Origin of the sequence: Gordonia phthalatica (assembly GCF_001305675.1) — a bacterium.
Taxonomy (GTDB): domain Bacteria; phylum Actinomycetota; class Actinomycetes; order Mycobacteriales; family Mycobacteriaceae; genus Gordonia; species Gordonia phthalatica.
In genome coordinates this window covers 1,473,463-1,495,894 of sequence record NZ_CP011853.1, presented here as the reverse complement: position 1 = coordinate 1,495,894, position 22,432 = coordinate 1,473,463, and the positions used below count along the sequence as shown (strand labels likewise).

The 22,432-nt window shown below is 68.5% G+C and carries 22 protein-coding genes and 2 pseudogenes; 10 read left to right on the top strand and 14 right to left on the bottom strand.

Annotation, left to right across the window (positions count from 1 at the left end):
* Window positions 1-15: 15 nt before the first annotated feature.
* Window positions 16-1,104, top strand: coding sequence for a magnesium and cobalt transport protein CorA (locus ACH46_RS06975; RefSeq protein WP_226995790.1), 1,089 nt, complete (start codon window positions 16-18; stop codon window positions 1,102-1,104).
* A gap of 325 nt (window positions 1,105-1,429) precedes the next feature.
* Here ACH46_RS06975 and ACH46_RS21580 read toward each other — a convergent pair.
* Window positions 1,430-1,540 (bottom strand): annotated as a pseudogene (locus tag ACH46_RS21580) (suppressor of fused domain protein); the annotation flags it as partial.
* 40 nt (window positions 1,541-1,580) lie between these two features.
* Between ACH46_RS21580 and ACH46_RS20765 the strand changes: the two are divergent.
* From ACH46_RS20765 to ACH46_RS21845, 3 genes and pseudogenes are all read left to right on the top strand, one after another.
* Window positions 1,581-1,968 (top strand): annotated as a pseudogene (locus tag ACH46_RS20765) (dioxygenase family protein); the annotation flags it as partial.
* A gap of 133 nt (window positions 1,969-2,101) precedes the next feature.
* The gene (locus ACH46_RS21850; protein ID WP_335334162.1) at window positions 2,102-2,599 is read left to right on the top strand and encodes a type IV toxin-antitoxin system AbiEi family antitoxin domain-containing protein; all 498 of its coding nucleotides are present in this window, start codon (window positions 2,102-2,104) and stop codon (window positions 2,597-2,599) included.
* Window positions 2,600-2,625: 26 nt separating this feature from the next.
* Window positions 2,626-3,075, top strand: coding sequence for a hypothetical protein (locus ACH46_RS21845; protein WP_335334161.1), 450 nt, complete (start codon window positions 2,626-2,628; stop codon window positions 3,073-3,075).
* Between the two features lie 42 nt (window positions 3,076-3,117).
* Here ACH46_RS21845 and ACH46_RS06960 read toward each other — a convergent pair whose 3' ends face one another.
* The 6 genes from ACH46_RS06960 to ACH46_RS06935 form a co-directional block, all read right to left on the bottom strand.
* Window positions 3,118-3,708: a suppressor of fused domain protein gene (locus ACH46_RS06960; RefSeq protein WP_062392273.1), complete on the bottom strand. Its 591-nt coding sequence runs from the start codon at window positions 3,706-3,708 to the stop codon at window positions 3,118-3,120.
* A gap of 47 nt (window positions 3,709-3,755) precedes the next feature.
* The gene (locus ACH46_RS06955) at window positions 3,756-4,925 is read right to left on the bottom strand and encodes an ABC transporter ATP-binding protein (RefSeq protein WP_062392272.1); all 1,170 of its coding nucleotides are present in this window, start codon (window positions 4,923-4,925) and stop codon (window positions 3,756-3,758) included.
* 3 nt (window positions 4,926-4,928) lie between these two features.
* The gene (locus ACH46_RS06950; protein ID WP_062392271.1) at window positions 4,929-5,759 is read right to left on the bottom strand and encodes a carbohydrate ABC transporter permease; all 831 of its coding nucleotides are present in this window, start codon (window positions 5,757-5,759) and stop codon (window positions 4,929-4,931) included.
* 6 nt (window positions 5,760-5,765) lie between these two features.
* Window positions 5,766-7,088 (bottom strand): carbohydrate ABC transporter permease, encoded by a 1,323-nt coding sequence (locus ACH46_RS06945; protein WP_417935295.1) that lies wholly within the window; start codon window positions 7,086-7,088, stop codon window positions 5,766-5,768.
* A 50-nt stretch (window positions 7,089-7,138) separates the two neighbouring features.
* Window positions 7,139-8,623 carry an ABC transporter substrate-binding protein gene (locus tag ACH46_RS06940; RefSeq protein WP_062392270.1) on the bottom strand — a complete coding sequence of 495 codons (1,485 nt, stop codon included), beginning with the start codon at window positions 8,621-8,623 and terminating at the stop codon, window positions 7,139-7,141.
* 177 nt (window positions 8,624-8,800) lie between these two features.
* Window positions 8,801-9,277: a YflT domain-containing protein gene (locus ACH46_RS06935; RefSeq protein ID WP_062392269.1), complete on the bottom strand. Its 477-nt coding sequence runs from the start codon at window positions 9,275-9,277 to the stop codon at window positions 8,801-8,803.
* 37 nt (window positions 9,278-9,314) lie between these two features.
* Here ACH46_RS06935 and ACH46_RS06930 point away from each other — a divergent pair, with 37 nt between their 5' ends.
* The 4 genes from ACH46_RS06930 to ACH46_RS06915 all read left to right on the top strand — a co-directional run bounded on the left by ACH46_RS06930 (window position 9,315) and on the right by ACH46_RS06915 (window position 13,546).
* On the top strand, window positions 9,315-10,595 hold the full coding sequence (locus ACH46_RS06930; protein WP_062392268.1) for a magnesium transporter MgtE N-terminal domain-containing protein: 1,281 nt from the start codon (window positions 9,315-9,317) through the stop codon (window positions 10,593-10,595).
* A complete protein-coding gene (locus ACH46_RS06925; protein ID WP_062392267.1) occupies window positions 10,592-11,113 on the top strand; it encodes a DUF1003 domain-containing protein in 522 nt (173 codons plus the stop codon). Before ACH46_RS06930 ends, ACH46_RS06925 begins: the two co-directional genes overlap by 4 nt.
* Window positions 11,114-11,251: 138 nt before the next feature.
* On the top strand, window positions 11,252-12,361 hold the full coding sequence (locus ACH46_RS06920) for a lytic transglycosylase domain-containing protein (RefSeq protein ID WP_062395091.1): 1,110 nt from the start codon (window positions 11,252-11,254) through the stop codon (window positions 12,359-12,361).
* Window positions 12,362-12,403: 42 nt separating this feature from the next.
* Window positions 12,404-13,546: an Mrp/NBP35 family ATP-binding protein gene (locus ACH46_RS06915; protein ID WP_062392266.1), complete on the top strand. Its 1,143-nt coding sequence runs from the start codon at window positions 12,404-12,406 to the stop codon at window positions 13,544-13,546.
* 80 nt (window positions 13,547-13,626) lie between these two features.
* Here ACH46_RS06915 and tatB read toward each other — a convergent pair whose 3' ends face one another.
* The 4 genes from tatB to sigE all read right to left on the bottom strand — a co-directional run bounded on the left by tatB (window position 13,627) and on the right by sigE (window position 16,660).
* Window positions 13,627-14,061 carry a Sec-independent protein translocase protein TatB gene (gene tatB / locus ACH46_RS06910; protein ID WP_062392265.1) on the bottom strand — a complete coding sequence of 145 codons (435 nt, stop codon included), beginning with the start codon at window positions 14,059-14,061 and terminating at the stop codon, window positions 13,627-13,629.
* A 39-nt stretch (window positions 14,062-14,100) separates the two neighbouring features.
* Window positions 14,101-15,528 carry a S1C family serine protease gene (locus ACH46_RS06905; RefSeq protein WP_062395089.1) on the bottom strand — a complete coding sequence of 476 codons (1,428 nt, stop codon included), beginning with the start codon at window positions 15,526-15,528 and terminating at the stop codon, window positions 14,101-14,103.
* Window positions 15,529-15,576: 48 nt separating this feature from the next.
* Window positions 15,577-15,858 (bottom strand): zf-HC2 domain-containing protein, encoded by a 282-nt coding sequence (locus ACH46_RS06900; protein ID WP_226995789.1) that lies wholly within the window; start codon window positions 15,856-15,858, stop codon window positions 15,577-15,579.
* Between the two features lie 178 nt (window positions 15,859-16,036).
* The gene (sigE, locus tag ACH46_RS06895) at window positions 16,037-16,660 is read right to left on the bottom strand and encodes an RNA polymerase sigma factor SigE (RefSeq protein WP_193392950.1); all 624 of its coding nucleotides are present in this window, start codon (window positions 16,658-16,660) and stop codon (window positions 16,037-16,039) included.
* 222 nt (window positions 16,661-16,882) lie between these two features.
* Between sigE and ACH46_RS06890 the strand changes: the two genes are divergently transcribed.
* Entirely contained in the window at window positions 16,883-17,524 is a 642-nt protein-coding gene (locus ACH46_RS06890; protein ID WP_062392263.1) for an O-methyltransferase, read from the top strand.
* A gap of 71 nt (window positions 17,525-17,595) precedes the next feature.
* On the opposite strand, the gene manB is transcribed toward ACH46_RS06890, so the two are convergent.
* From manB to rfbD, 3 genes are read right to left on the bottom strand one after another with little or no spacing between them, the layout of a single operon-like run.
* Window positions 17,596-18,711 carry a mannose-1-phosphate guanylyltransferase gene (gene manB, locus ACH46_RS06885; RefSeq protein WP_062392262.1) on the bottom strand — a complete coding sequence of 372 codons (1,116 nt, stop codon included), beginning with the start codon at window positions 18,709-18,711 and terminating at the stop codon, window positions 17,596-17,598.
* The gene (locus ACH46_RS06880; protein ID WP_062392261.1) at window positions 18,708-19,589 is read right to left on the bottom strand and encodes a glycosyltransferase family 2 protein; all 882 of its coding nucleotides are present in this window, start codon (window positions 19,587-19,589) and stop codon (window positions 18,708-18,710) included. The genes manB and ACH46_RS06880 overlap by 4 nt, the downstream gene beginning before the upstream one ends.
* A 9-nt stretch (window positions 19,590-19,598) precedes the next feature.
* The gene (gene rfbD, locus ACH46_RS06875; protein ID WP_062392260.1) at window positions 19,599-20,516 is read right to left on the bottom strand and encodes a dTDP-4-dehydrorhamnose reductase; all 918 of its coding nucleotides are present in this window, start codon (window positions 20,514-20,516) and stop codon (window positions 19,599-19,601) included.
* A 165-nt stretch (window positions 20,517-20,681) separates the two neighbouring features.
* On the opposite strand from rfbD, the gene ACH46_RS06870 reads away from it, so the two are divergent.
* Entirely contained in the window at window positions 20,682-22,415 is a 1,734-nt protein-coding gene (locus tag ACH46_RS06870; RefSeq protein WP_193392949.1) for an LCP family protein, read from the top strand.
* Window positions 22,416-22,432: the final 17 nt, after the last annotated feature.

The following is a 22,432-nucleotide window of genomic DNA, read 5'->3' as shown; positions in this document are numbered from 1 at the left end:
CCGTCCATGCCGAGAATGCTGCAGCCGGGAAACCGCGGATCGGGAAAGCAGGCGACCGTCGCTCCCCCGCCGGTTCCGGTGGCGCGCGCCGTCGTCGACTGCGCGGTGTACGTCGACGGCGTCCGCCAGCCGACCGGCCTCGACTTCCGCAAGGCGCTCGCCTTCGTTCGCGCCACCGGCAGCGGCTTCGTCTGGTTGGGTCTGCATCAGCCCGACGAACGCCAGATGGGCGACGTCGCCGAGGCCTTCGGCCTGCACACGCTGATGGTCGAGGACGCCGTTCACGCGCACCAGCGGCCCAAGCTGGAACTGTACGACGACACCCTGTTCCTGGTGCTGCGGACCGTCAAGTACATCGATCACGACGACGACGAGGTCGCCAACGACATCGTCGAGACCGGCGAGATCATGGTCCTCGCCGGTCGCGACTTCATCATCACCGTCCGCCACGGCGACCACACCCACCTCGCCGGCGTCCGGCAGCGCCTCGAGAGCACACCCGAGCACCTGAAGCTGGGGCCCGCGACGGTCGTGCACGCCGTCGCCGACCGCGTCGTCGACTCCTACGTCGCGGTGGTGCAGGAGATGGAGTCCGACGTCGACGAGCTGGAGGAACGGATCTTCGCGGCGTCGTCGCGGGATCTCGACATCGACGTCGTCTACCTCTTCAAACGCGAGGTCCTGCAGCTGCGCCGCGCCGTGTATCCGCTCGGCACACCGCTGAGCCTGCTGTCCGGGAACAAGGTGACGGCGGAATCGGCCGCTCTGACGCCCAACAGCAAGGAGATCCGCAGGCACTTCCGCGACGTCGCCGACCACCTCACGCTGGTCAATGAGATGGTCGGTGAGTACGAGGAGCGGCTGAGTTCACTGCTCGACGCCGCGGCCACCAAGGTCAGCACGCAGATGAACACCGACATGCGGAAGATCTCGGCGTGGGCCGGCATCGCCGCCGTCCCCACCGCCGCCGCGGGCATCTACGGCATGAACTTCGACGTCATGCCCGAGCTCCACTGGCAGTTCAGCTATCCGATCCTGCTGATCGCCCTGTTCACGGTGTGCTTCACCCTGTGGCGGACGTTCCACAAGTACCACTGGCTGTAGCGCTTCAGCGTCTTGCTCCCTAGCATGTGGACAACTTTTCGAGTCGTCCACACGGGCGAGAACCGGTCCGCAAAGTCCGAGTCCTTCGATGACACTCGTCCCAGACTTGGACGCCGCTGCGTTCGCCGCACTGCACACAGTGCGACTCGCCTGGGGCCAGGCCCACATCCGCTCCTGTTCGACGGCATCGAAGCTGGGGCGGGTCCTGCAGAATCATGGATGGCGCGGAGAACCGCACCCGTGCACGTCGCCGACTTGTGCCGTGAATGCCGTTGGTGTGTAGTTCCTTACCCGCTCCGGGTAAAGAACTACACAGTTGGGCTGCTCACCCCGGCGTGACCGCCGCGCGCGTCGGGTCTGTCACGTCGACGCCGGCCCCGGCCCAGGCGGCGCGGAGCTCGTCGGCGCCCTTGAGCCGCACCCACGCCGCCTCGTTGTCGACGGTCTTCGGCCCGTTCTTCGTCGAGGGCGCACCGGAGTACGGCGACGACCGCGTCGCCGCGCGCGCACCTGTTCACCGACGAGAACGGCGGCTACCGCTTCTGGGGCCTGCAGCCGACGCCATACCCGATCCCGCACGACGGTCCCGTCGGAAAGATGCTCGCCGCCACCGGCCGCTCCCCGGTCCGCGCCGCCCACCTCCACTTCATGGTGTCGGCCCCGGGCCTGCGGACCCTCGTGACGCACATCTTCGTCGACGGCGATCCCCAGCTGGAGATCGGCGACAGCGCCTTCGGCGTCAAGGACTCGCTGATCGCCTCGTTCGACCCGCAGGCGACAGGAACGCCGACGCCCGACGGCCGCTACCTCGGCGATCAGCCGTGGTCCCGCACTCGCTTCGACATCGTGCTGGCGCACGGCTGAGCGCCCTGAAGGCGCTTAGCATGTAGTTCGTTACCCGGAGCGGGTAACAAACTACATGTGAACAACTTTTTTAGTCGTCCACACGAGCGCGAACCGGTCCGCGAAGTCCGATTCGTTCGATGACACTCGACCCATGGGGGACATCGACATCGCATTAGCGCTCCTGGCACAGCTCATCAAGGATCAGTCCGGCGTCATCACGCGACAACAGGTCTTCGAATGCGGACTCGATTCCGCATTCGTCCGCCAGCGCTTGCGATCCGGCCTGTGGGTGCCGGTGTATCCAGGGGTCTATCTCACGCATACCGGCGAACCGACCTGGCTGCAGCGCGCGTGGTGCGCAGTGCTCGACGCGGCGCCCGCCGTCCTGAGTCACAGTTCGGCGCTGCGTGCTGCCGAACGCAGGGACTGCTCGGGCCACGACGACGAGGCGATCCACATCACCGTTGCGGCCGGTCGACGCGTGTCACGTCGGCCAGGCGTCGTCGTTCACCATCGTGCGTTGTCACCCGGCCTGATCCACGACAACATGCGGCCTCCCCGCATCCGCCTCGAAGAGGCCCTTCTCGACATCGCCCGAACGATCTGCGCGCCGTCGCCTGCCTCGCGGACGCGGTTCAGGCGCGGCTGACCACAGCTGATCGCCTGCTCACAGCGATGGCGAACCGCCTGCGGATGAGGCGCCGCGCCTTCCTCACGAAAGTCCTGATCGACGTCCGCGACGGCGCCTGCTCGGCGCTCGAACACACGTACCTCACGCACGTCGAACGAGCGCACGGTCTCCCCCGCGGCGTGCGACAGGCACCGACCGAGGTCGGTCGTCGCGGCTTCCGCGACGTGAAGTACGAGGAGTTCGGAGTCGTCGTCGAACTGGACGGTCTCGAGTTCCACGACGACGCGACGTCGCGCGACAGGGACCTGGAGCGGGACTTGGACGCAGCTGCGTTCGCCGCACTGCACACAGTGCGACTCGCCTGGGGCCAGGCCCACATCCGCTCCTGTTCGACGGCATCGAAGCTAGGACGCGTACTCCAGAACCACGGGTGGACGGGCGCTCCGACGCCGTGCTCGTCGCCGTCGTGCACTGTGAGAACGTTCGGTATGTAGTTCCTTACCCGCTCCGGGTAAAGAACTACACAGTTGGGCGGCTCACCCCGGCGTAACCGCCGCGCGCGTCGGGTCTGTCACGTCGACGCCGGCCTCGGCCCAGGCGGCACGGAGCTCGTCGGCGCCCTTGAGCCGCACCCACGCCGCCTCGTTCGCGGTGATCGGAACGGCGCGCAGGAAGCGGACGGGGTCCGCGGGGACGTCGAGCGGCAGGTCGGCGAAGCGGTCGTCCGCGGTGAGCAGGAACGCCGAGCAGATGGCGCCCGCCCAGAGCGGCTGCTGCAGGTCCACGAGCGAGTCGACGTCGAGGATCAGCCCTTCGACGGCCGGCGCGGCGGCCAGCATCGCGAGCGACTTGTGCAGGCCCTGCAGCCCGGTGGTCGCGCGCATCGTCATCGTCACCTCGGCGCGCGGCCCGCGGACCGGGTCGGCGACGAGGTCGGTCGGGTCATGCATGGGGTGCCGGGAGCAGCCGACGGTCGCGAAGATCACCTCGTCGCCGCGGACGAAGCGGAGGACGTCGACCGGTTCGACGCCGAGGAAGGTCACCGAGGCCTTCTGCGGCTCCGATCCGACGATCCCTGACACGTGCGCGATGACCCGATCGGTGACCGATCCCGAAGACGAACTCACCCCACCAGTGAATCACGGGTGGGGTGAGTGCGATTCGCGGGCGGGCGTCAGCGCAGGCTGACGCCGCTCGCGGTGTCGAACACGTGGAGCCGGTCCGGGTTCAGCGCCAGCGTCAGGCTGTCGCCGCGGCGGGCCTGCGTGTACGGCGACAGGCGTGCGACCTTCTGGCCGCCCGCGGTCGTCGACCCCAGGTCCTCGGCCAGCTTGGTGAGCACGTCGCTCGCCGCGTCCGGCGTGTTCCAGGTGAAGTACACGTACTTGTCCGAGCCCATCGACTCGACCAGGTCGACGGTGATGGGGAAGGTCAGGAACTGCGCGAGCTCCGCCTCGTGGGTCAGGGCTGCGTCGACGAGGTGCTCCGGCCGGATGCCGAGCAGCACCTCACCGTTGGAGCCCGCCTCCCGCGCCCGGCCGGTGATGGCCTGCTGATCGGCGAACGTGATGTGCCCGATCGGGGTGTCGGCGCCGGTCGCGGTGAGCCGACCCGGCAGGAAGTTCATGGCGGGCGAACCGATGAAGCCGGCGACGAACAGGTTGGCCGGGTGGTCGTAGAGTTCCTGCGGCGCTCCGACCTGCTGGACGTACCCGGCCCGCATGACGACGACGCGGTCGCCGAGGGTCATGGCCTCGGTCTGGTCGTGGGTCACGTAGACGGTGGTGGTGCCCAGTCGCGCCTGCAGCGCCGCGATCTCCGTGCGCATCTGCACGCGGAGTTTGGCGTCGAGGTTCGACAGCGGCTCGTCCATCAGGAAGGCGTTCGGAGTGCGGACGATGGCGCGGCCCATCGCGACGCGCTGCCGCTGGCCACCCGACAGATTGGCGGGCTTGCGGTCCAGGTACTCGGTCAGGTCGAGCATCGTGGCGGCCTCTTCGACGCGACGGTTGATCTCCGCCTTGTCGAGCTTGGCGAGCGTCAGCGGGAACGCGATGTTCTGCCGCACCGACATGTGCGGGTACAGGGCGTAGCTCTGGAAGACCATCGCGATGTCGCGGTCCTTCGGAGCGGTCTCGTTCATCCGGGTGCCGCCGATGCGGAGGTCGCCCGAGGTGATGTCCTCGAGTCCGGCGATCATGTTGAGGGTCGTCGACTTGCCGCAGCCCGACGGGCCGACGAGGATCACGAACTCGCCGTCGGCGATGGTCAGGTTCACCCCGTGCACGGCCGTCGAGCCGTCCGGGTACTGCTTGGAGACGTTCTCCAGAACGATGTCGGCCATGGGTTATCCCTTCACCGCGCCGGAGGTCAGACCGGCCACGATACGTCGTTGGAAGAAGAGTACGAAGATGATGATCGGAATGGTGATCACGACGGCGGCGGCCGCGATGGCACCGGTCGGCTCCTCGAACTGGGAGCTGCCGGTGAACTGCGAGATCGCCACCGGGGCGGTGATCGCGTTCTCCGTCGAGGTCAGCGACAGGGCCAAGAGCAGGTCGTTCCAGGCGAAGATGAACACCAGGATCGACGCCGTGACGACACCCGGCGCGGCGAGCGGCACGATCACTCGGCGGAAGGCCTGCGCGGGGCTGGCACCGTCCATCTGGGCCGCCTTCTCCAGATCCCACGGGATCTCGCGGAAGAACGCCGACAGCGTGTAGATCGCCAGTGGCAGCGCGAACGCGATGTACGGAAGGATCAGGCCGAGCCACGTGTCGAACAGGCCGAGGCGACGCTCGATGTTGAACAGCGGCGTGACCAGCGAGATCTGCGGGAACATCGCGATCAGCAGCGCGGCGCCGATGAGCAGCTTCTTGCCGCGGAACTCCAGGCGGGCGATCGCATAGGCGGCCATGGTGCCCAGGACGACGGCGATGATCGTCGTCAGGATGCCGATGCCGATCGAGTTGATCAGAGCCGACGTGAACGCGCTGGTGTCGAAGATGCCCTTGTAGTTGTCGAGCGTCCACTGCTTCGGGATGAAGCTGCCGTCGGTGACACTGCCGGTCGGTTTGAACGACAGGCTGATGATCCACCAGAGCGGAATCACCGCGTAGAGCACCACCAGGATGTTGGCGACGGTCCAGCCGACCTTGCGTCGCATAGTCGTATCCATCGGTGACTACCTCCCCTCGTCGTCGGAGCCGGGGGCGGCGGTGCCGAACCCCTTGATGAACACGAAGGCGATGATCGCCACGCACAGGAAGATCAAGATGCTGATCGCCGATCCGACGCCCAGGTTGAACGCCTTGAACAGGTTGTTGTAGCCGAGCATCGACACCGAACCGGTGCCGTTGGAGCCGGCCGTCAGGACGTAGATGTTGTCGAAGATCCGGAAGGCGTCCAGGGTGCGGAAGAGCAGCGCGACCAGGATCGCGGGCTTCATCAGCGGCAGGATGATCCGGAACAGTCGAGTCCAGGCGCCCGCGCCGTCGAGCTGCGCGGCCTTGAGGAGCTCGTCCGGGACCAGTGCCAGGCCGGCCAGCAGCAGCAGCGCCATGAACGGCGTGGTCTTCCAGACCTCGGCCAAGATGATGATGAACAGCGACGGCCACTGCTCGGTGAGCGGCGCGGAGCCGTCCGGCAGCAGATTCGCCAGGTAGCCGGTGCCGGGCGTCCAGGCGTAGTACCAGGAGAAGGCCGCCGCGACGGTGACGATGCCGTACGGGATCAGGACCACGGTGCGGACCGTGCCCCTGCCGAACAGCGTCCGGTGCATCACGAGGGCGATCGCCATGCCGAGCGCCAACTCGATGACCACCGAGACCAGGGTGATGAACACGGTGACGCCGAAGGCCGACCACCAGTAGCCGTCGGACAGGACGGTGACGTAGTTCGAGAGGCCGACGAACTCCTGGTCGTCGGGCGCGGTGAGTGTCGCCTTGTTCAACGACAGCCAGAAGGCGTAGATGATCGGATACCCGGTCACCAGCGCCATGACGATGGCGGCCGGTGCGACGAGCCAGTAGGCGAGCTTGCGTTCGGACGATTTGCGGCCGGTCGTCTTCAGCTTCGGCGCATTCGCCAGCGCCGGAGTGGGACCGGTGTCGAGGACCTCGGACATCGAACCTCCATTCGTTCCGGGACCGACCGGTGACGCGCCGACTGCGGCGGCCACCGGTGCCGGGGCGACCGGGGACTGCGGTCGCAAGGGTTGTGACGCGGGCGGCTCCCCGAACCGGGGTGACCCCGGCTGGGGCGACTCCGACTGGGGCAGCTCTGACTGGGGCGACTCCGACTGGGGCGGCGCGGGCGGAACCGCACTCGGCGGAACCGCACTCCCCGGCCCCGGAGCCGGCGGTGACGGCGGCGCCACCCACACGTCCGAGTGGACCGAGGGTGCGCCGTCGGAGACCGGCGTCCCGGACGGGGACGTGCCGTCGGCGTCCTCGGGCCGGGCGTGCTTGCCCGGCGTGCTGTCCGGGACCGGTCCGTTCGGGCTCAATCCGTACCCGCCGGGGTCACCCGGCGCGCCGCCGTCGTTGTGCTCGTCGGTCACGGAATGATCCCCTCACCGTCGATGGCGCGCTGCACCTGCTCGGCCAGCTTGTCAACCATCGTCTCCGGATCCCACGAGTCGACCGGCGACAGCGTGGCGGTGACCAGGGTCGAGATCGCCTGGTACTGCGGCGACGCCGGACGGGTGGCGCCCGCGTCGTCGAGCGCCTTCCGGATCTCCGCGCCCATCGGGTAGGCGAGCTTGAACTCCTTGTCGTCGTAGATCGACGCGATGGTGGGCGGCGTGCCGCCGGAGACCGCGTACATCTTCTGCGCCGACTCGCTGGTCAGGCACTTGCCCGCCTCGAACGCGAGGGCGGGCTGCTTGGACGTCGACGCGACCGCCAGGTTGAAGCCGCCGATGGCCGACCGCGCGGGCTTGTCCGGGTAGACGCCCGGGTACGCAGCGAAGTTGAAGCGCTTCTGCATCTTCTTGTTGATCGGCGCCAACTGCGCGTCGGTCGGCGGGTTGTCCTCGTTGGTCAGCAGGTCCTTGTACGGGGACAGGATGTCCTTGAGGAAGGCGACGTCGCCGGTGGCCCCGTTGGTGCGGGCCGACGCCCAGACGAACGGCCAGTTCAGTTCGAACGCAGCCTTGCCGGTCTCCATCCCGAGACGAGCGGTGCCCTCATCGGACTGGGTGATCGACGGGTCGCGGCCGGGAGCGGTCGCGACGGCCCGCATCACCTGCAGCGCCTTCACCGTCGCGGCACGATGCTCCGGGGTGTCGTTGAGCGTCACCTTGCTCGGGTCGTTCGGGTCGAGGACGGTGCCGCCCGCGCTGGTGAGCAGCGAGTTGAACCAGACCATGAGGCCCTCGTACTGCTTGGCCTGGACCATGATCTGGCTGGGGCCGCCCTTGTCGGCGATCGCCTGGGTGTCCTCGAGGAGCTGATCCCAGGTCTTCGGCGGCTTGCTGCTGCCGAGGGTGTCCTTCATCAGGTCCGGCCGGTACCAGAGCAATTGGGTGTTGGTCCACAGCGGCAGTGCGTACAGGCGCTTCTCGGAATCGCCCGGGCCCTTCCACATCGCGGTCTCGCGCGGCCCCGCGAGGTTGGTCTTCTCCACCTCGGCGGCGAGGTCGTCGGGCACGGGAACCACCCAGCCCGCATTGGCGAACTCGGCCGTCCACACGACATCCATCGCCATCAGGTCCATCGTGTGATCGTTGCCCGCCAGGCGACGCGCCAACTGGAGCCGCTGGTCGTCGGCGCCCTTCGGCAGGACGTTGGCCTGGATCCGGTACTTGCCCCCGGACTCCTCGGTGCAGGTGGCCGCCTGCTGCTTCACGAAATCGAAACCGTCGGCGGCGGCGTAGACGTTGATGACGCCCTGCTCGAAACCGGTGGAACAACCCGCGAGAAGCGGAGCGGCTGCTGCCGCGGCCGCCGCCGTCGCCGCCAAGCGGGTGACCAGCTTGCGCCGGGTGCGGCCGGGTGATGCGCCTGAATGTCCCTCCGGCGCGGAATAGCCCTTGCTCATCTCGCTGCCAGCCTCCTACCTTCGACCCTCGTCTAAGAAACAGCTGTGAAAACTGATGTGGGCCATACGTTATCCCACCGGTGGGTGACACAGCGCACACGATCGGAAGACTCGGGTGAGTCGTGTCCAATCGGTGACATTTCGACGAGGTGAAGGCCCTCCGTCCGGGCCGAGGAGCTAGATCGCCAGGCGCGCCAACATGTCTCGTGCCTTCTCCGCTGCACGCGGGTCGCACAGGACGTCGTATCGGCCGGCCACCAGCTGCATCGTCGAGGTGAAGTCGCGCTGCCCCCGGGTCGCCGCGTACGGGACCGCGGCGCTGATGAGACCGAAGACCATGCCTGCGCCGACGCCGATGAGAATGGGCGTCCAGGTGGATCCGGCGACCAACGTCATCAGCAGGCCGAAGAAGGCGCCCAACCACGCACCCGATCCGAGGCCGCCGACGATCACCTTGCTCCAGGTGAGCCGACCGAGGACGCGCTCCACCTGCATCAGGTCGACGCCGACGATCGTCAGGTTCTCGACGGCGAACTCGTTGTCCGACAGGTAATCCACAGCTCGTTGCGCCTGCGCGTAGGTGTCGTAGGAGCCCACCGGCCATCCCTTGGGCGGCGTCGGGAGGCCCGGGGTCTGTCGCATCGGATTCGTCATTTCGGCTCCAGGGTTGGGATGACTCTAGGCTTGACGCATGACGCCCGCCCTCAAGGTCTTTGTGGCCAGACTAGTCGGCCTCGCCGTGCTCGGCCCCGATGGCGAATCGATCGGCCGCGTCCGCGACGTCGTCGTGTCGATGCACATGCCCGGAAAACAGCCCCGCGTCCTCGGCCTCGCCGTCGAGTTGACGACGCGCCGCCGCATCTTCGTGCCGATGCTGCGGGTGACCAGCATCGAGCCCGACGCGGTCACTCTGACGACCGGTCACGTCAATCTTCGACGGCTCCGCCTGCGGCCGAACGAGGCCCTGGCCGTCGGTCAGGTGCTGGACACGCGTGCGCGGGTCGACGATCCGGACTACCCCGAACTCGCGGGCGAGGACTTGACCGTGGTCGACCTCGCCATCGAACAGACCCGCACCCGCGACTGGATGGTAAACCGCGTCGCGCTCCGCACGCTCCGCAAGGGGTTGCGACGACGCGGCGAGACGATCGTCGTCCAGTGGCGCCACGTGCACGGCATCAGCACCCTGGAACTGTCTCGACCGGGACAGGGCGTGGAGATGGCCCTCGCCCAGTTCGAGGACATGCGCCCGGCCGACGTCGCGCACGCGCTCCGCGAACTGCCGAACAAGCGCCGCAACGAGATCGCCTCGGCGTTCGACAACGAACGCCTGGCCGACGTCCTCCAGGAGATGCCGACCGACGACCAGAGCGCCATCCTCGGCAGCGTGGAACCCGACCGGGCCGCCGACGTCCTGGAGGCGATGGACCCGGACGACGTGGCCGACCTGATGGGCGAACTGCCGCAGGCCGAGGCCGAGGCGTTCCTGGCCCGGATGGATCCCGAGGACGTCGAGTCGGTGCGTCGACTGCTCCTGCACTCCCCCGACACCGCGGGCGGCGTGATGACACCGGAACCGTTGATCCTGACCGCCAATGCGACGGTCTCCGAAGCGCTGGCGCGGGTCCGCGACCCCGACATCAACTCGGCAGCGGCCAGCATGGTGTTCGTGGTCCGACCTCCCACCAACACACCGACGGGCAAGTTCCTGGGCGCGGTGCACACCCAGGCCCTGCTCCGCGAGCCGCCGGCCAACCTCGTCGGCGGCATCCTCGACAAGGAGATTCCCCGACTGCTGCCGGGCGACACGCTCGATAAGATGGCCCGGTTCTTCGCCACGTACAACCTGGTGTCGGCACCGGTCATCGACGACGACGGCCACCTGCTGGGCGCCGTGGTGGTCGACGATCTCCTCGACGCAATGCTCCCGCGCGACTGGCGTGAGACCGACCTGGAAGGCACCGATCGATGAGCCCTGTCGGCCGCCACCTCGACACGCCCAGCACCCATCGCACCCGGATCAGCTTCAACCTCGACTCCGACGTCGTCGGCGTGTACAGCGAGCGCATCGCCCGCTTCCTCGGCACCGGACGCTATCTGGCGATCCAGACCGTCATCGTGATCGTGTGGATCGCGCTCAACATCGGGATCTTCGCCTTCGAATGGGACCCGTACCCGTTCATCCTGTTGAACCTCGCGTTCTCGACGCAGGCCGCCTACGCCGCCCCGCTGATCCTGCTGGCGCAGAACCGTCAGGAGAACCGCGACCGCGTGTCCCTCGAGGAGGACCGGGCCCGAGCCGCGCAGACGAAGGACGACACCGAGTTCCTGGCGCGCGAACTCGCCGCGGTCCGACTCGCGGTGGGCGACACCGTGACCCGCGACTACATGCGGCACGAGCTCGACGATCTGGTCGACGAGCTCGCCGATCGCATCACCGACCGCATCACCGAGAGACTGGCGAAGGCCGAAGATTCCGATCCGACATGACCGCAGAAACCATCGCATGTATGCTTGCTCACAGTCGGACGGGGGGATGATTGCAGACTTCCCTCTGATTCGACGTCAGCGACACGCGGTGATCCCGTGTCGAGGACGAGTAAGCGGAACAGAGAAAGCTGTATGGGGATGACTTTGTGGCGTGACCGCCCGAACCGTGTGCACCTGTCGCGCCGTGGCCTGGCCGTCGGCACCGCAACCGCCGCCATCGGCGCTGTCGTCCTCGGCGGCACCGTCTCCAGCGTCACCCCCGCCTCACCCGCAGATCTGTCGATGGCCCCGGCCTCCGTCTCCAGCGTCGACCTCGCAGGCGACCGCGCCGAACTGGCCGCGAGCAAGACCGCGATGACCGTGCCCGCGGGCACCGCGACTCTCGTCGGCTTCGCTCCCCCCGCGGATCCGTCCGATCCGTCGATCAGTGACGGCCCCGCACAGTTCCGCCTGGCCGCCAACCTGCCCTCCGGCCCGCTCGGGATCCCCGGCATCGTCCTCAAGGCGTACAAGCTGGCCGCCACCCGCGTCGCCGCCGAGACGCCGCAGTGCAAGCTGCCGTGGTTCCTCCTGGCCGGCATCGGCCGCATCGAGTCCGGTCACGCGGGCAACGGAAACGTGGACGCCTACGGCAACAGCCGCAGCGCCATCCGCGGCCCCGTGCTCGACGGCAGCCTCGCGGGCAACGAGGTCATCAAGCACGGCAACGGGTACGCCCGCGCCATGGGTCCGATGCAGTTCATCCCGAGCACCTGGGCCGCCTGGGGCTCCGACGCCAACGGCGACGGCAAGGCCGATCCCGACAACATCTTCGACGCGACCTACTCCGCGGGCCGATACCTGTGCGCCGGGGTCACCGACATCATGGCCGCACCGAACCGCGTCAACAACGTCCTGCGTTACAACCGGTCGGTGCCGTACGCGAACAACGTCCTCGCGTGGGCCGCGGCCTACGCCGCCGGCGTGATGCCGACGACGCCCATCCCGGAGATGTCCGCGGCACCGTCCGACAAGGACAAGAACAAGAAGCCCAAGAAGGACGACAAGAAGAAGCCCGGCGAGTCGACCAAGCCGTCGACGCCGGAATCGTCGACCTCTCCCAGCACGAGCAAGCCCAAGCCGAAGCCGAACTGCCTCGGTCCGATCTGCCTCCCGCCGGGCCTCGTTCCCGCCCCTGCGCCCCAGCAGAAGCCGAAGCCGAAGGCTCCGGCAAAGCCGTCAGCGTCGAAGCCCGTCCCCCACCGCTGAGGCGAACAGCCGCAGCCGTCTCAGCGGGGCTATGGTGGAGGCGTGACCAGCCCAGCCACCCCCACTGAATCCACCGTCCGGTCCGCACTGAGCAAGGTGATGGATCCGGAGATCGGCCGTCCGATCACCGAACTCGGAATGGTGAAATCCGTCGCCGTCGGCGACGACGGCACCGTCGATGTCGGGATCTTTCTGACCACGGCCGGTTGTCCGTTGAAGACGAAGATCTCGCAGAACGTCGAGAGCGCCGTCGCGGACGTCCCCGGAGTCGGCACGGTCCGGGTGGAGCTCGACGTCATGAGCGACGAGCAGCGCACCGAACTGCGCAAGAAGCTGCGCGGCGACCGGCCGGAGCCGGAGATCCCGTTCTCCAAGCCCGGGAACCTGACTCGCGTGTACGCCATCGCCTCCGGCAAGGGCGGCGTCGGCAAGTCGAGCGTGACCGTCAACCTGGCAGCCGCTCTCGCCGACCGCGGCCTCACCGTCGGCGTGCTCGACGCCGACATCTACGGCCACAGCGTGCCCCGCATGCTCGGCAGCGATCAGAAGCCGACGCAAGTCGAGTCGATGATCATGCCGCCGCAGAGCCACGGCGTCCGCTTCATCTCGATCGGCCAGTTCACCGACGGCAACACCCCCGTCACCTGGCGCGGCCCCATGCTGCACCGCGCACTGCAGCAGTTCCTGGCCGACGTCTTCTGGGGCGATCTGGACGTCCTCCTCCTCGACCTCCCGCCCGGCACCGGCGACGTCGCGATCTCCGTCGCGCAGCTGATCCCCGGCGCCGAGATCCTGGTCGTCACCACGCCGCAGCAGGCGGCCGCCGAGGTCGCCGAACGCGCGGGCGCCATCGCCCTGCAGACCCGCCAGCGCATCCTCGGCGTGGTCGAGAACATGTCGTGGATGGAACTGCCCGACGGTTCGCGCATCGAACCCTTCGGCTCCGGCGGCGGCGCCAAGGTGGCCGAGCGACTGACCCGCGCGGTCGGTTCGACCGTTGAACTCCTCGGCCAGGTGCCGCTGGAACAGGCGCTCCGCGAGGGTGGAGACGCCGGCACGCCGGTCGTGCTGTCCGATCCCGAGTCGGCCTCCGGCTCGGCCCTGCGCGCCATCGCCGACAAGCTCGCGGTCCGTCGCCGCGGCCTGGCGGGCATGAGCCTCAGTCTGGATCCGACGAAGCACTGATGGAGCGGAGCGACAGGTCGAGCGGACGTCAGAGGCCATAGGCGTCTGGCGTCCGTCGAGACCAGGTGAACTCGGCTCCACTACGTAGCGTCCCAGTCCGTCACATCGTGACGCGGTGCCTGCGGTGCGGCGGCGGGAGCGGACGTCGGCTTGGGAGTGTCGTTCGTCGGTGCCGAGACACTGCGATGGGTCCGGCTGATGTCCAGGGTCTCGCGGACCGACTTCCCCATGTCGTCGATCGAGGACGAGTCGCCGTCGAAAAGATGTTTGGTGACGATGGCCTTCGGCGTCATCTGCCGGAGTTCGTTGAGTTGGCTCAGCGGCTTGCGGATGTCGTCGAAGTCGGCGCCGATCTCGTTCTCAAGGTTGGACGTGGCGTCGGTGGCGTAGTCGCGAACCTTGCGGATGGTGCCCATCACCCACGAGACGGCGCCCGGGAGGCGTTCCGGTCCCAGAATGATGAGGGCGGCCGCCAAGAGGATGAGGATCTCACCCCATCCGACACTGCTGAACATGGTTCTTCGCCTTCTTCACACCCGAGCTGACGCGGTCGGCTAGTCGCTGACCGGGGTGATCTCACCATCGAAATACCGGCCGTCGCGCCAGTAGGTGAACTTCACCGCCTCATCGATTTTCGACGTCCGGACGGCGACGGTCAACTCGTCGGCGCCCTCGATGTGCTTGCCGTCGAACTTCGTGATCACGTCGCCCTCGCGCAGTCCCGCACGCGCCGCGGCACTGCCGTCGGCGACGTCGCGCACCTGAGCGCCGAAGATCCGATCGTTGCGGACCGTGCTGGCGCTGATCCCGATCGTCGGGTGATTGACCTTGCCGGTCTTGATCAAAGTGTTGGCGATCGGGATGGCCTCACTGATCGGGATCGCGAAGCCGAGGCCGATGGACCCGCCACCGGTCATCGCACCCGCGGTGTTGACGCCGATGACCTGCGCGTCGTCGTTGAGCAGCGGACCGCCCGAGTTTCCGGGGTTGATCGCGGCGTCGGTCTGGATGGCGTTGATGACGGCGTCGGTGTCGGAGTCGGCATCGGGGCGCAGCGGAACGGCGCGGCCGACCGCGCTGACGATGCCGCTGGTGACCGTCTTGTCGAAGCCGAGCGGCGATCCGAAGGCGATCACCTCCTCGCCGATCTGCACCTTGTCGGAGTCGCCGAGCTTCGCGACGGTCAGGTCGGCGACGTCGTCGACCTTGAGGACGGCGAGGTCGGTGCGGATGTCGCGGCCGACGATGCGGGCGGGAACGCGCTGCCGGTCGAAGAAGACCACTTCGAGCTTGGCCTTGGAGTCGTTGGCGGCCTTCGAGATCACGTGGTTGTTCGTGACGATGTAGCCGGCCTTGTCGACGATGAAGCCGGAGCCGGACCCGCCGTCGACCGCCGTGCGGACCTCCACCGTGACGACCGACTTCTGGGCGGCCTTCACCACCCGCGCGACCGCACCGCGCGATTCGTCGGTGTCGGGGGCCGACCCGTCGAGCTTGACCGAGTTCGAGTGCAGCGGGGTCACGACCTCCGCCGTCCACCGCCCCACGAGACCGCCGAACATGCCGACGAGGAGAGTCAGGACGCCGAGGGTGGCGAGCGCCCACCAGTGCACGCGACCGCCGAACAGCACCTCGCGGATGCCGAGTTTGGGTCCGAAGGTCGTCGGCCCGTTGACGGGCGCGGCGGCGACGGCGGGCGACGCCAGGCTCGCCGTGCTGTCAGCGCTCCGCCACGGATCCGGTTCCGGGACGTCTTCGGGTTCGGGAACGGCGTACGGATCGCGCTGCAGGGTGTCGGACTCGCCCGCCGGGCGGCTGAAGGCCTCCGCCAGGACCGGGTCCGGCGGCGCGATGTGCGGCTGCGGGCGATCGACGGGTGCTCCCCCGGGAGCGAAAGAGCCTTCCACTCCGTCGGGCCTGCCGAAGGTCGCTGCGACGTCGTCCGCAGGTGCCGCGGTCTGCGGTGGGGTCGCGGGCAGCATCGGATCGGTCGGCCGATGATCGGACGAGGAAGGCGTGTCGGTCACGGGTCAGCGGCCCCAGCGGTTGGGTCGACGGGTGGTGCCGCGCAGGTCGATCTCCTGCGTCGGGATCTGGCTCAGCTGGGCGCGCAGCGAGTCGGGGACGCCGAACTCGTTGCGGCACGTCTGCAGCATCGAGCGGGCCCGCGCCTGCGCGGCGACCTCGCGAGAACAGTCATGACACAGCGCAAGGTGCGCATCTGCGCGTGCTGCGGCCTGCCGGGACAACTCGTTGTCGACGTATGCGACGACGGCTTCCGGGTTCAGGTGCTCGGTCGAGGCGAAACCCACAGTTCGACCGTATCCGGGGTTCGGTGTCAGCGGCGAGGAAACGGAGGATCGCCGACTTCCGCGGAAGCGGCCGGCAGCGCTATGGCTCATCGGTGTCACCCCTTTCATCGCACGCACCCGTCGATCGTGCCGTCCGATTGACCAGGGTAGCGGAAGATGCAGCGGCGGGTTCTCGTGGTCACTCGGCGGCCGCGACGGAACGACTGTCGGTGTAGCCGCGAGCGGCGAGGAACTGGCGGATGCCCTGGCGGCCGCGGTGGATACGGCTGCGGACGGTGCCCATCTTGACGCCGAGCGTGGCGCCGACCTCCTCGTACGAGAGACCTTCGATGTCGCACAGGACCACCGCGGCGCGGAACTCCGGTGCCAACGAGTCGAGGGCCGCCTGCAGGTCCGGGTCGAGGTTCGCGTCGGCGAACGCCTGCTGCGGGTCCGGCGTGTCGGCCGGGGTGCGGTCGTACTCGGTCTCGAGCGCCTCCATGCGGATCTTGCTCCGGCGGCGAACCATGTCCAGGAACAGGTTCGTGGTGATCCGGTGGAGCCATCCCTCGAAGGTGCCCGGCTTGTAATGGGTGAGCGAACGGAAGACGCGGATGAAGGTCTCCTGCGTGAGGTCCTCGGCGTCGTGCTGATTGCCCGACAGCCGGTAGGCCAGCCGGTACACGCGGTCGGCGTGCTCGGCGACGAGTTCGTCCCACGAGGGCATGAGGTTGCGATCGCCGGTGGCGTCGAATCCTGCGGTGCCTCGGAAGCCTCCGACCGAATCGTCGTGGAGTGCCTTGCTCATCTTCGGGACGGTCATCGTGCGGGTGCCAGTTCCTCTCTTCGTGTCCGGCGCGGCCCGGAGCTCTCCCCCTGGTCAACGCTCCCGGAACGATCGATATTTCCAGGCTGTTGACGTCTACCCTCTCCCATCGGAATGTGGTGTCCCTGTCACTGACCTGAACGTTTACTGAGGATGAAGTCCACCGTCGGGCGGCGTGCCCACAACCGCAGGTCAACGCCGTGTGGCACCCTCGATGACATGAGTGACACCGCGGCCGCCGCCGCTTCCCTGAGTGAGTACGCCGAATCAGCGATCGTCGAGGACGAGGCGCTCACCGAGGCCCGACTCCGCGCCGAGGAGCTGGGCGCCTCGGCGGTCTCGCCGGCCACCGGCGCGCTGCTGTCGCTCCTCGCGCGGGTCGCGGGGTCCAAGCACGTCGTGGAGATCGGTACCGGGGTGGGCGTCAGCGGACTGTGGCTACTGGCGGGCATGCCCGAGAACGGCGTCCTCACGACCATCGACCCGGAGTCCGAGCATCACCGTGCGGCCCGCGAGACCTTCGCCGACGCGCACATCGCGCCCGGTCGTACGCGGTTGATCAACGGGGCGCCCACCGATGTGCTGACCCGCCTCGCCGACTCCACCTACGACCTGGTGTTCATCGACGGCGCGCCGCTGAGCTACCCGCTCTTCGTCACCGAGGCCATCCGCATCCTGCGGCCCGGCGGCCTCGTCGTCGTCAACAACGCGTCGGCCGACGGCACCATCGCCGACCGTGACGCCGCCGATCCGCGCACGCTGGCCGCGCGGGAGGCCGCGTCGATCATCGCCGAGGACGACCGTCTCCTGCCCGCGGTGATCCCGGTGGGCACCGGACTGCTGGCTGCGGCGAAGGCCTGACCGAAGCAAGAATCTCGGCCCCCGAACCCGTCTGCGAGACGGTTTCGGGGGCCGAGATCGTTCGGTCTCGCTCAGACGTCCGTCGAGAAGCGGATGCCGTTGTCGGGGATCTCGACGCCCGGCCACACACGCGCACCGCGCAGCAGTTCGCAGCGGGCGCCGACCACGGCGCGGTCGCCGATGACTGTGTCGCGGACCAGGGCGTGGCTGCCGACGACCGCGTCGAAGCCGACGATGCTACGTTCGACGACGGCCCCGGCCTCCACGGACGCACCGTCGAAGACCACCGCGCCGTCGAGACGCGCTCCGGAGCCGATGCGAGCACCGCGGCCGACCACGGTGCCGCCGATGAGGACGGCGTCGCGCGCCACGTCGGCACCGTCGAGCACCAGCGATTCGCCGCACGGCTTGGCGAGGGCGGCCGACGGCGCGATGCCGCGCACCAGGTCCGCGGAGCCGCGGACGAAGTCCTCCGGAGTGCCCATGTCGCGCCAGTAGGCGTCGTCGACGTGCGCCTGGATGTGTCTGCCCTGGGCCAGGATCGACGGGAACACCTCGCGCTCCACCGACACCGGGCGGCCCGCCGGGATCTCCCCGATCACCGACCGCTGGAACACGTAGGTGCCCGCGTTGATCTGGTTGGTCGGCGGGTCCTGAGTCTTCTCCAGGAAGGCGGTGACGCGACCGTTCGCGTCGGTCGGCACGCAGCCGAACGCTCGGGGGTCGCCGACGCGGACCAGGTGGAGCGTCACCTCGGCGCCCGAGCTCTGGTGGGTCTCGAGGACGTCGCGGATGTCGGTGCCGCCCAGCACATCGCCGTTGAACACCAGGATGGTGTCGGCGGTCAGCGCGTCGTACACGTTGCGGATGCCGCCGCCGGTGCCCAGCGGCACGTCCTCGGTGATGTACGAGAGGTTGAGACCGAGCGCCGAGCCGTCACCGTAGTGATCGGCGAAGACGTGCGCCTGGTACGACGTGCCGAGAACGACGTCGGTGATGCCCGCTTCGCGGATGCGCGAGAGCAGGTGCGTCAGGAACGGCGTTCCTGCCGTGGGGAGCATCGGTTTGGGCGCGGACAGCGTCAGCGGCCGCAGGCGGGTGCCCTTGCCTCCGACGAGGACCAGTGCCTGAACTGGTGAACTCACAGCGTTTCCTTCCTTGTCCACGGTGTCGTGGGCTGCGCTCATGCGCGGTCGTCCGCGGCGCGCTGTTCGCGCTGTGCCGCGGCGACGGCGATCTTCGACCGGACGGCGAGCCCGGCGCGCAGCGCCAGGCGCAGCGGCGCCCGCAGCGGGCCGGGGTTCCGGTCGGCATTGAAACGGTAGGCGCTCGCGTGATGCGCCGGGATCATCTTCTCCGGATGTTTGCTGACCGAATGACTCTTGGCGTGCATCACCGAGGCGGTCGGCACGAAGACGTTGAGCCAGCCCGACCGGCCGAGGCGGTCGCCGAGGTCGACGTCCTCCATGAACATGAAGTAGCGCGAGTCGAAGCCGCCGATGTTGTCGAAGGCGCTGCGACGCAGCAGCAGGCAGGAGCCCGAGAGCCAGCCGACGGGGCGTTCGGTGAGGTCGGCGTCGTCGTTGCGGTAGGCGACGGTCCACGGATTGGACTTCCACACCGCGCCGAGCACCGCGTGTCCGGTGCCGGAGATCAGGTCGGGGACGCGGCGCGCCGACGGGTAGACGGTGCCGTCGGGCTCGGTGATCAGCGGTCCGAGGCTCGCGGCGCGCGGCCAGCGCTTCGCGGCGGCGAGGAGTTCGTCGATCGCGCCCGGTGACCATTCGACGTCGGGGTTCGCGACGAGGATGAACTCGACGTCGGCGTCGATCTCGGCGACGCCGCGGTTCACCGCTCCGCCGTAGCCGATGTTGCCCCCGGTGTGGACCAGCGTGACGTTCTCGTGGTCGGCCTCCGCCTGCTCCGGCGCGCCGTCGGTGGACCCGTTGTCGGCGATGATCACCTGCGGCGTCTGCGTGGACGCCGCGGGCAGGGTGCGGAGGAAGTTGTGGAGGTAGTCGCCCGACGAATAGGTCACGGTCACGACTGCGAAAGTGTCAGTCACCGGCTCAGACTAACGGAGGTCGGGGCGATCATCCGACCTCGCGGTCAGCGCGGCGTGCAGTGCGTCACGCCAGGTCCGCAGCGGCGTGAGGCCCACATCGGCCCAGCTCCGGGCAGAGAGGACCGAGTACGACGGCCGCGGCGCGGGCCGCGGGAACTCGTCGGTGGTGCACGGCAGAACACGCGCTGGGTCCGCATCGAGTTCGGCGAAGACGGCCCGCGCGAGCCCGTGCCACGTGGCCGTCTGCGCATTGGTGGCATGCAGCACCGCGCCGGTGCGCAGAGGATCGGTGTCGAGGACGTCGGCCAGCTCCCAGAGGCCGGCCGCGAGGTCGCGCGCGTAGGTCGGTGACCCCGTCTGGTCGTCGACGACGCGGAGGGTGTCCCGTTCGTCTTCGAGCCGGATCATGGTGGCGACGAAGTCGCTGCTGCCGCGCCGCCCCGTGAACACCCACGCCGTCCGGACCACCACGGTGGTCGGGTCGGCAGTCCGTGCCGCCCGCTCGCCGGCCAGTTTGCTCGCGCCGTACACCGTGGCGGGCGAACCGGTCGGGTCGGTCGGTTCGAACGGCCGCGGCGCACCGTTCTCGTCGAGCATCGGCTCGGCGAACACATAGTCGGTGGAGACGTGGATCAGCCGGGCTCCGGCCGCGCGGGTCGCCGCGGCCAGGTGCCGGGGGCCGTTCTCGTTCACCGCGTACGCGACGTCCCGATCGGTCTCGGCCGCGTCGACCGCGGTGTACGCCGACGCATTGACGACGACATCACCGGCGGACAGCCCGGCGAGGGCTCGGGCCACCGATCCCCCGTCGGTCACATCGATGTCTCGCGAGGTCAGCGCCACGATCGAGCGGTCTCCCGCGGTGTCGAGCAGATGCCCGCCGAGTTGTCCGCCCGCCCCGACGACGAAGAATCGTTGACCGTTCACAAGTACCCATCCTGGCGCATCGACGCCATGCTCGCGGTTCGACCGGCCGCACCAGTGCCGCAGATCACCGGCACCCGGCCCCGCTGTGCCTCCCCGGTTTGCGCCCGCTGAATCAGTACTCTTGCGAGGGTCACGGTGGAGACGATCGAAGGGACAGCGCGACAGGTGGAGTCACGAGGCGAGGGTTCGCACGAACCGGAGAACGCGGGCCGACCGAGAGGGTCGAGTCGGGGTTCCGCTGCGTCCGCACGTCGCACCGGCGAGGCACCACGTCGGCGCCCCTCCCCGACCCGCACCGCGGGCGGCGCTCGGACACGTCGTGCCTCGGAGGAGATCCACACCGGAGCCACCCGACGTCGCCCGCCCCGCCCCGCCGCCCGGACCTCGGCGACCCCGCCCGGCAGCTTCCGTGCCGCGCTGAAGCTGTGGGCCACCCGCCCGATCGCCGGGGTGGCCCCCAAGAACATCGGTCGGACGCTGATCGCCCTGCTCGCCGTGATGGTCCTGGTCGTCACCGGGCTCGGCTGGGTCAAGGTCCGCTCTCTCAACGACTCGGTCACCCTGCTCTCCGACCTGGGGTTGGGCGGCGGCGACGACGGCGCCGTCGACATCCTGTTGGTCGGCACCGACTCCCGCGTCGACGCCAACGGCAACCCACTCTCCGAGGAGGAGTTGAAATGGCTCCGGGTCGGCGGCGACATCACCACCAGCACCGACACCATCGTCCTCGTGCGGATCCCCAACGACGGCTCCAAGGCGACCGCGATCTCCATCCCGCGTGACACGTACGTCGACGTGCCCGGGCTCGGCATGAGCAAGATCAACGCCGCCTACGGCACGACCCGCGAAGGCGTCCGCAAACGCGAGGTCGAGGCAGGCACCAGCGAGGAGCAGGCGGAGAAGGACGGCACCAAGGCCGGACGGCAGGCACTCATCGAGAGCGTCGCGAACCTCACCGGCATCACCGTCGACCACTACGCCGAGGTCGGCCTGCTCGGCTTCGCCCTGCTCACCGATGCGGTCGACGGCGTCGAGGTGTGCTTGAAGAACGCGGTGCGCGAGCCGTTCTCCGGTGCCCGCTTCCGCGCCGGCCGCCAGACCCTGATGGGTCCGCAGGCGCTGAGCTTCGTCCGCCAGCGCCACGACCTCCCCCGCGGCGACCTGGACCGCATCACCCGTCAGCAGGTCTACATGGCATCGCTGGCGCAGAAGATCCTGTCGACGCAGACGCTCACCAACACCTCCAAGCTGCAGGAGCTGCAGGATGCGGTGTCCCGCTCGGTGGTGCTGGACGACGGCTGGGACATCATCTCTTTCGCCGAGAAGCTCAAAGACCTGACCGGCGGCAACGTCAAGTTCACCACCATCCCGATCGAGAACGATCAGGCGTGGAGCGACGACGGCACGCAGAGCGTCCTCGCCGTCGACACGAAGGCCGTGCACCAGTTCGTCGCCCAGCAGCTCGGCACCGGCGAGAAGGCCGCCGACGACAATCCTCGTTCGGAGTACAAGGTCGACGTCGTGAACGCCGGTACCGTCGACGGCCTGGCAGGCAACGTGATGCGACTCCTGAACGGCCTGGGCTACCAGGAAGGCGCCACGTCCAGCAAGCCGATGAACGAGTTCGACTCGCTGATCTTCGCGAAGTCGAAGGACAGCGACGGTGCCAAGCAGCTGCTCAAGGACCTCAAGGCGGGGCCCATCGAGATCCGTGAGGACTCCTCGCTGCCTGACAACACCCTCCGCCTGGTCTTGACCAACACCTACAACTACGGGCTCGGCGCCATCTCGAACACCACCGAGCAGGGCGGCGAGAGCACCTCCTCCTCGGCTCCCAAGTCGAAGCCCGCCGCTCCGGTCATCAAGGCCGACACCGACGGGCCCGTCTGCGTCAACTGATCACGGGGCCGACTGGT

Bases quoted from the DNA above. Each gene is read 5' to 3' on its own strand.
- ACH46_RS06905 (WP_062395089.1), bottom strand. From the start codon at position 15,528: ATGCTGCCCGCGACCCCACCGCAGACCGCGGCACCTGCGGACGACGTC.
- ACH46_RS21850 (WP_335334162.1), top strand. From the start codon at position 2,102: ATGGGGGACATCGACATCGCATTAGCGCTCCTGGCACAGCTCATCAAG.
- ACH46_RS06920 (WP_062395091.1), top strand. From the start codon at position 11,252: ATGACTTTGTGGCGTGACCGCCCGAACCGTGTGCACCTGTCGCGCCGT.
- ACH46_RS06955 (WP_062392272.1), bottom strand. From the start codon at position 4,925: ATGGCCGACATCGTTCTGGAGAACGTCTCCAAGCAGTACCCGGACGGC.
- ACH46_RS06890 (WP_062392263.1), top strand. From the start codon at position 16,883: ATGAGTGACACCGCGGCCGCCGCCGCTTCCCTGAGTGAGTACGCCGAA.
- sigE (WP_193392950.1), bottom strand. From the start codon at position 16,660: ATGACCGTCCCGAAGATGAGCAAGGCACTCCACGACGATTCGGTCGGA.
- ACH46_RS21845 (WP_335334161.1), top strand. From the start codon at position 2,626: ATGGCGAACCGCCTGCGGATGAGGCGCCGCGCCTTCCTCACGAAAGTC.
- ACH46_RS06975 (WP_226995790.1), top strand. From the start codon at position 16: ATGCTGCAGCCGGGAAACCGCGGATCGGGAAAGCAGGCGACCGTCGCT.
- tatB (WP_062392265.1), bottom strand. From the start codon at position 14,061: ATGTTCAGCAGTGTCGGATGGGGTGAGATCCTCATCCTCTTGGCGGCC.
- ACH46_RS06930 (WP_062392268.1), top strand. From the start codon at position 9,315: ATGACGCCCGCCCTCAAGGTCTTTGTGGCCAGACTAGTCGGCCTCGCC.
- ACH46_RS06935 (WP_062392269.1), bottom strand. From the start codon at position 9,277: ATGACGAATCCGATGCGACAGACCCCGGGCCTCCCGACGCCGCCCAAG.
- ACH46_RS06940 (WP_062392270.1), bottom strand. From the start codon at position 8,623: ATGAGCAAGGGCTATTCCGCGCCGGAGGGACATTCAGGCGCATCACCC.
- ACH46_RS06950 (WP_062392271.1), bottom strand. From the start codon at position 5,759: ATGGATACGACTATGCGACGCAAGGTCGGCTGGACCGTCGCCAACATC.
- manB (WP_062392262.1), bottom strand. From the start codon at position 18,711: ATGAGCGCAGCCCACGACACCGTGGACAAGGAAGGAAACGCTGTGAGT.
- ACH46_RS06925 (WP_062392267.1), top strand. From the start codon at position 10,592: ATGAGCCCTGTCGGCCGCCACCTCGACACGCCCAGCACCCATCGCACC.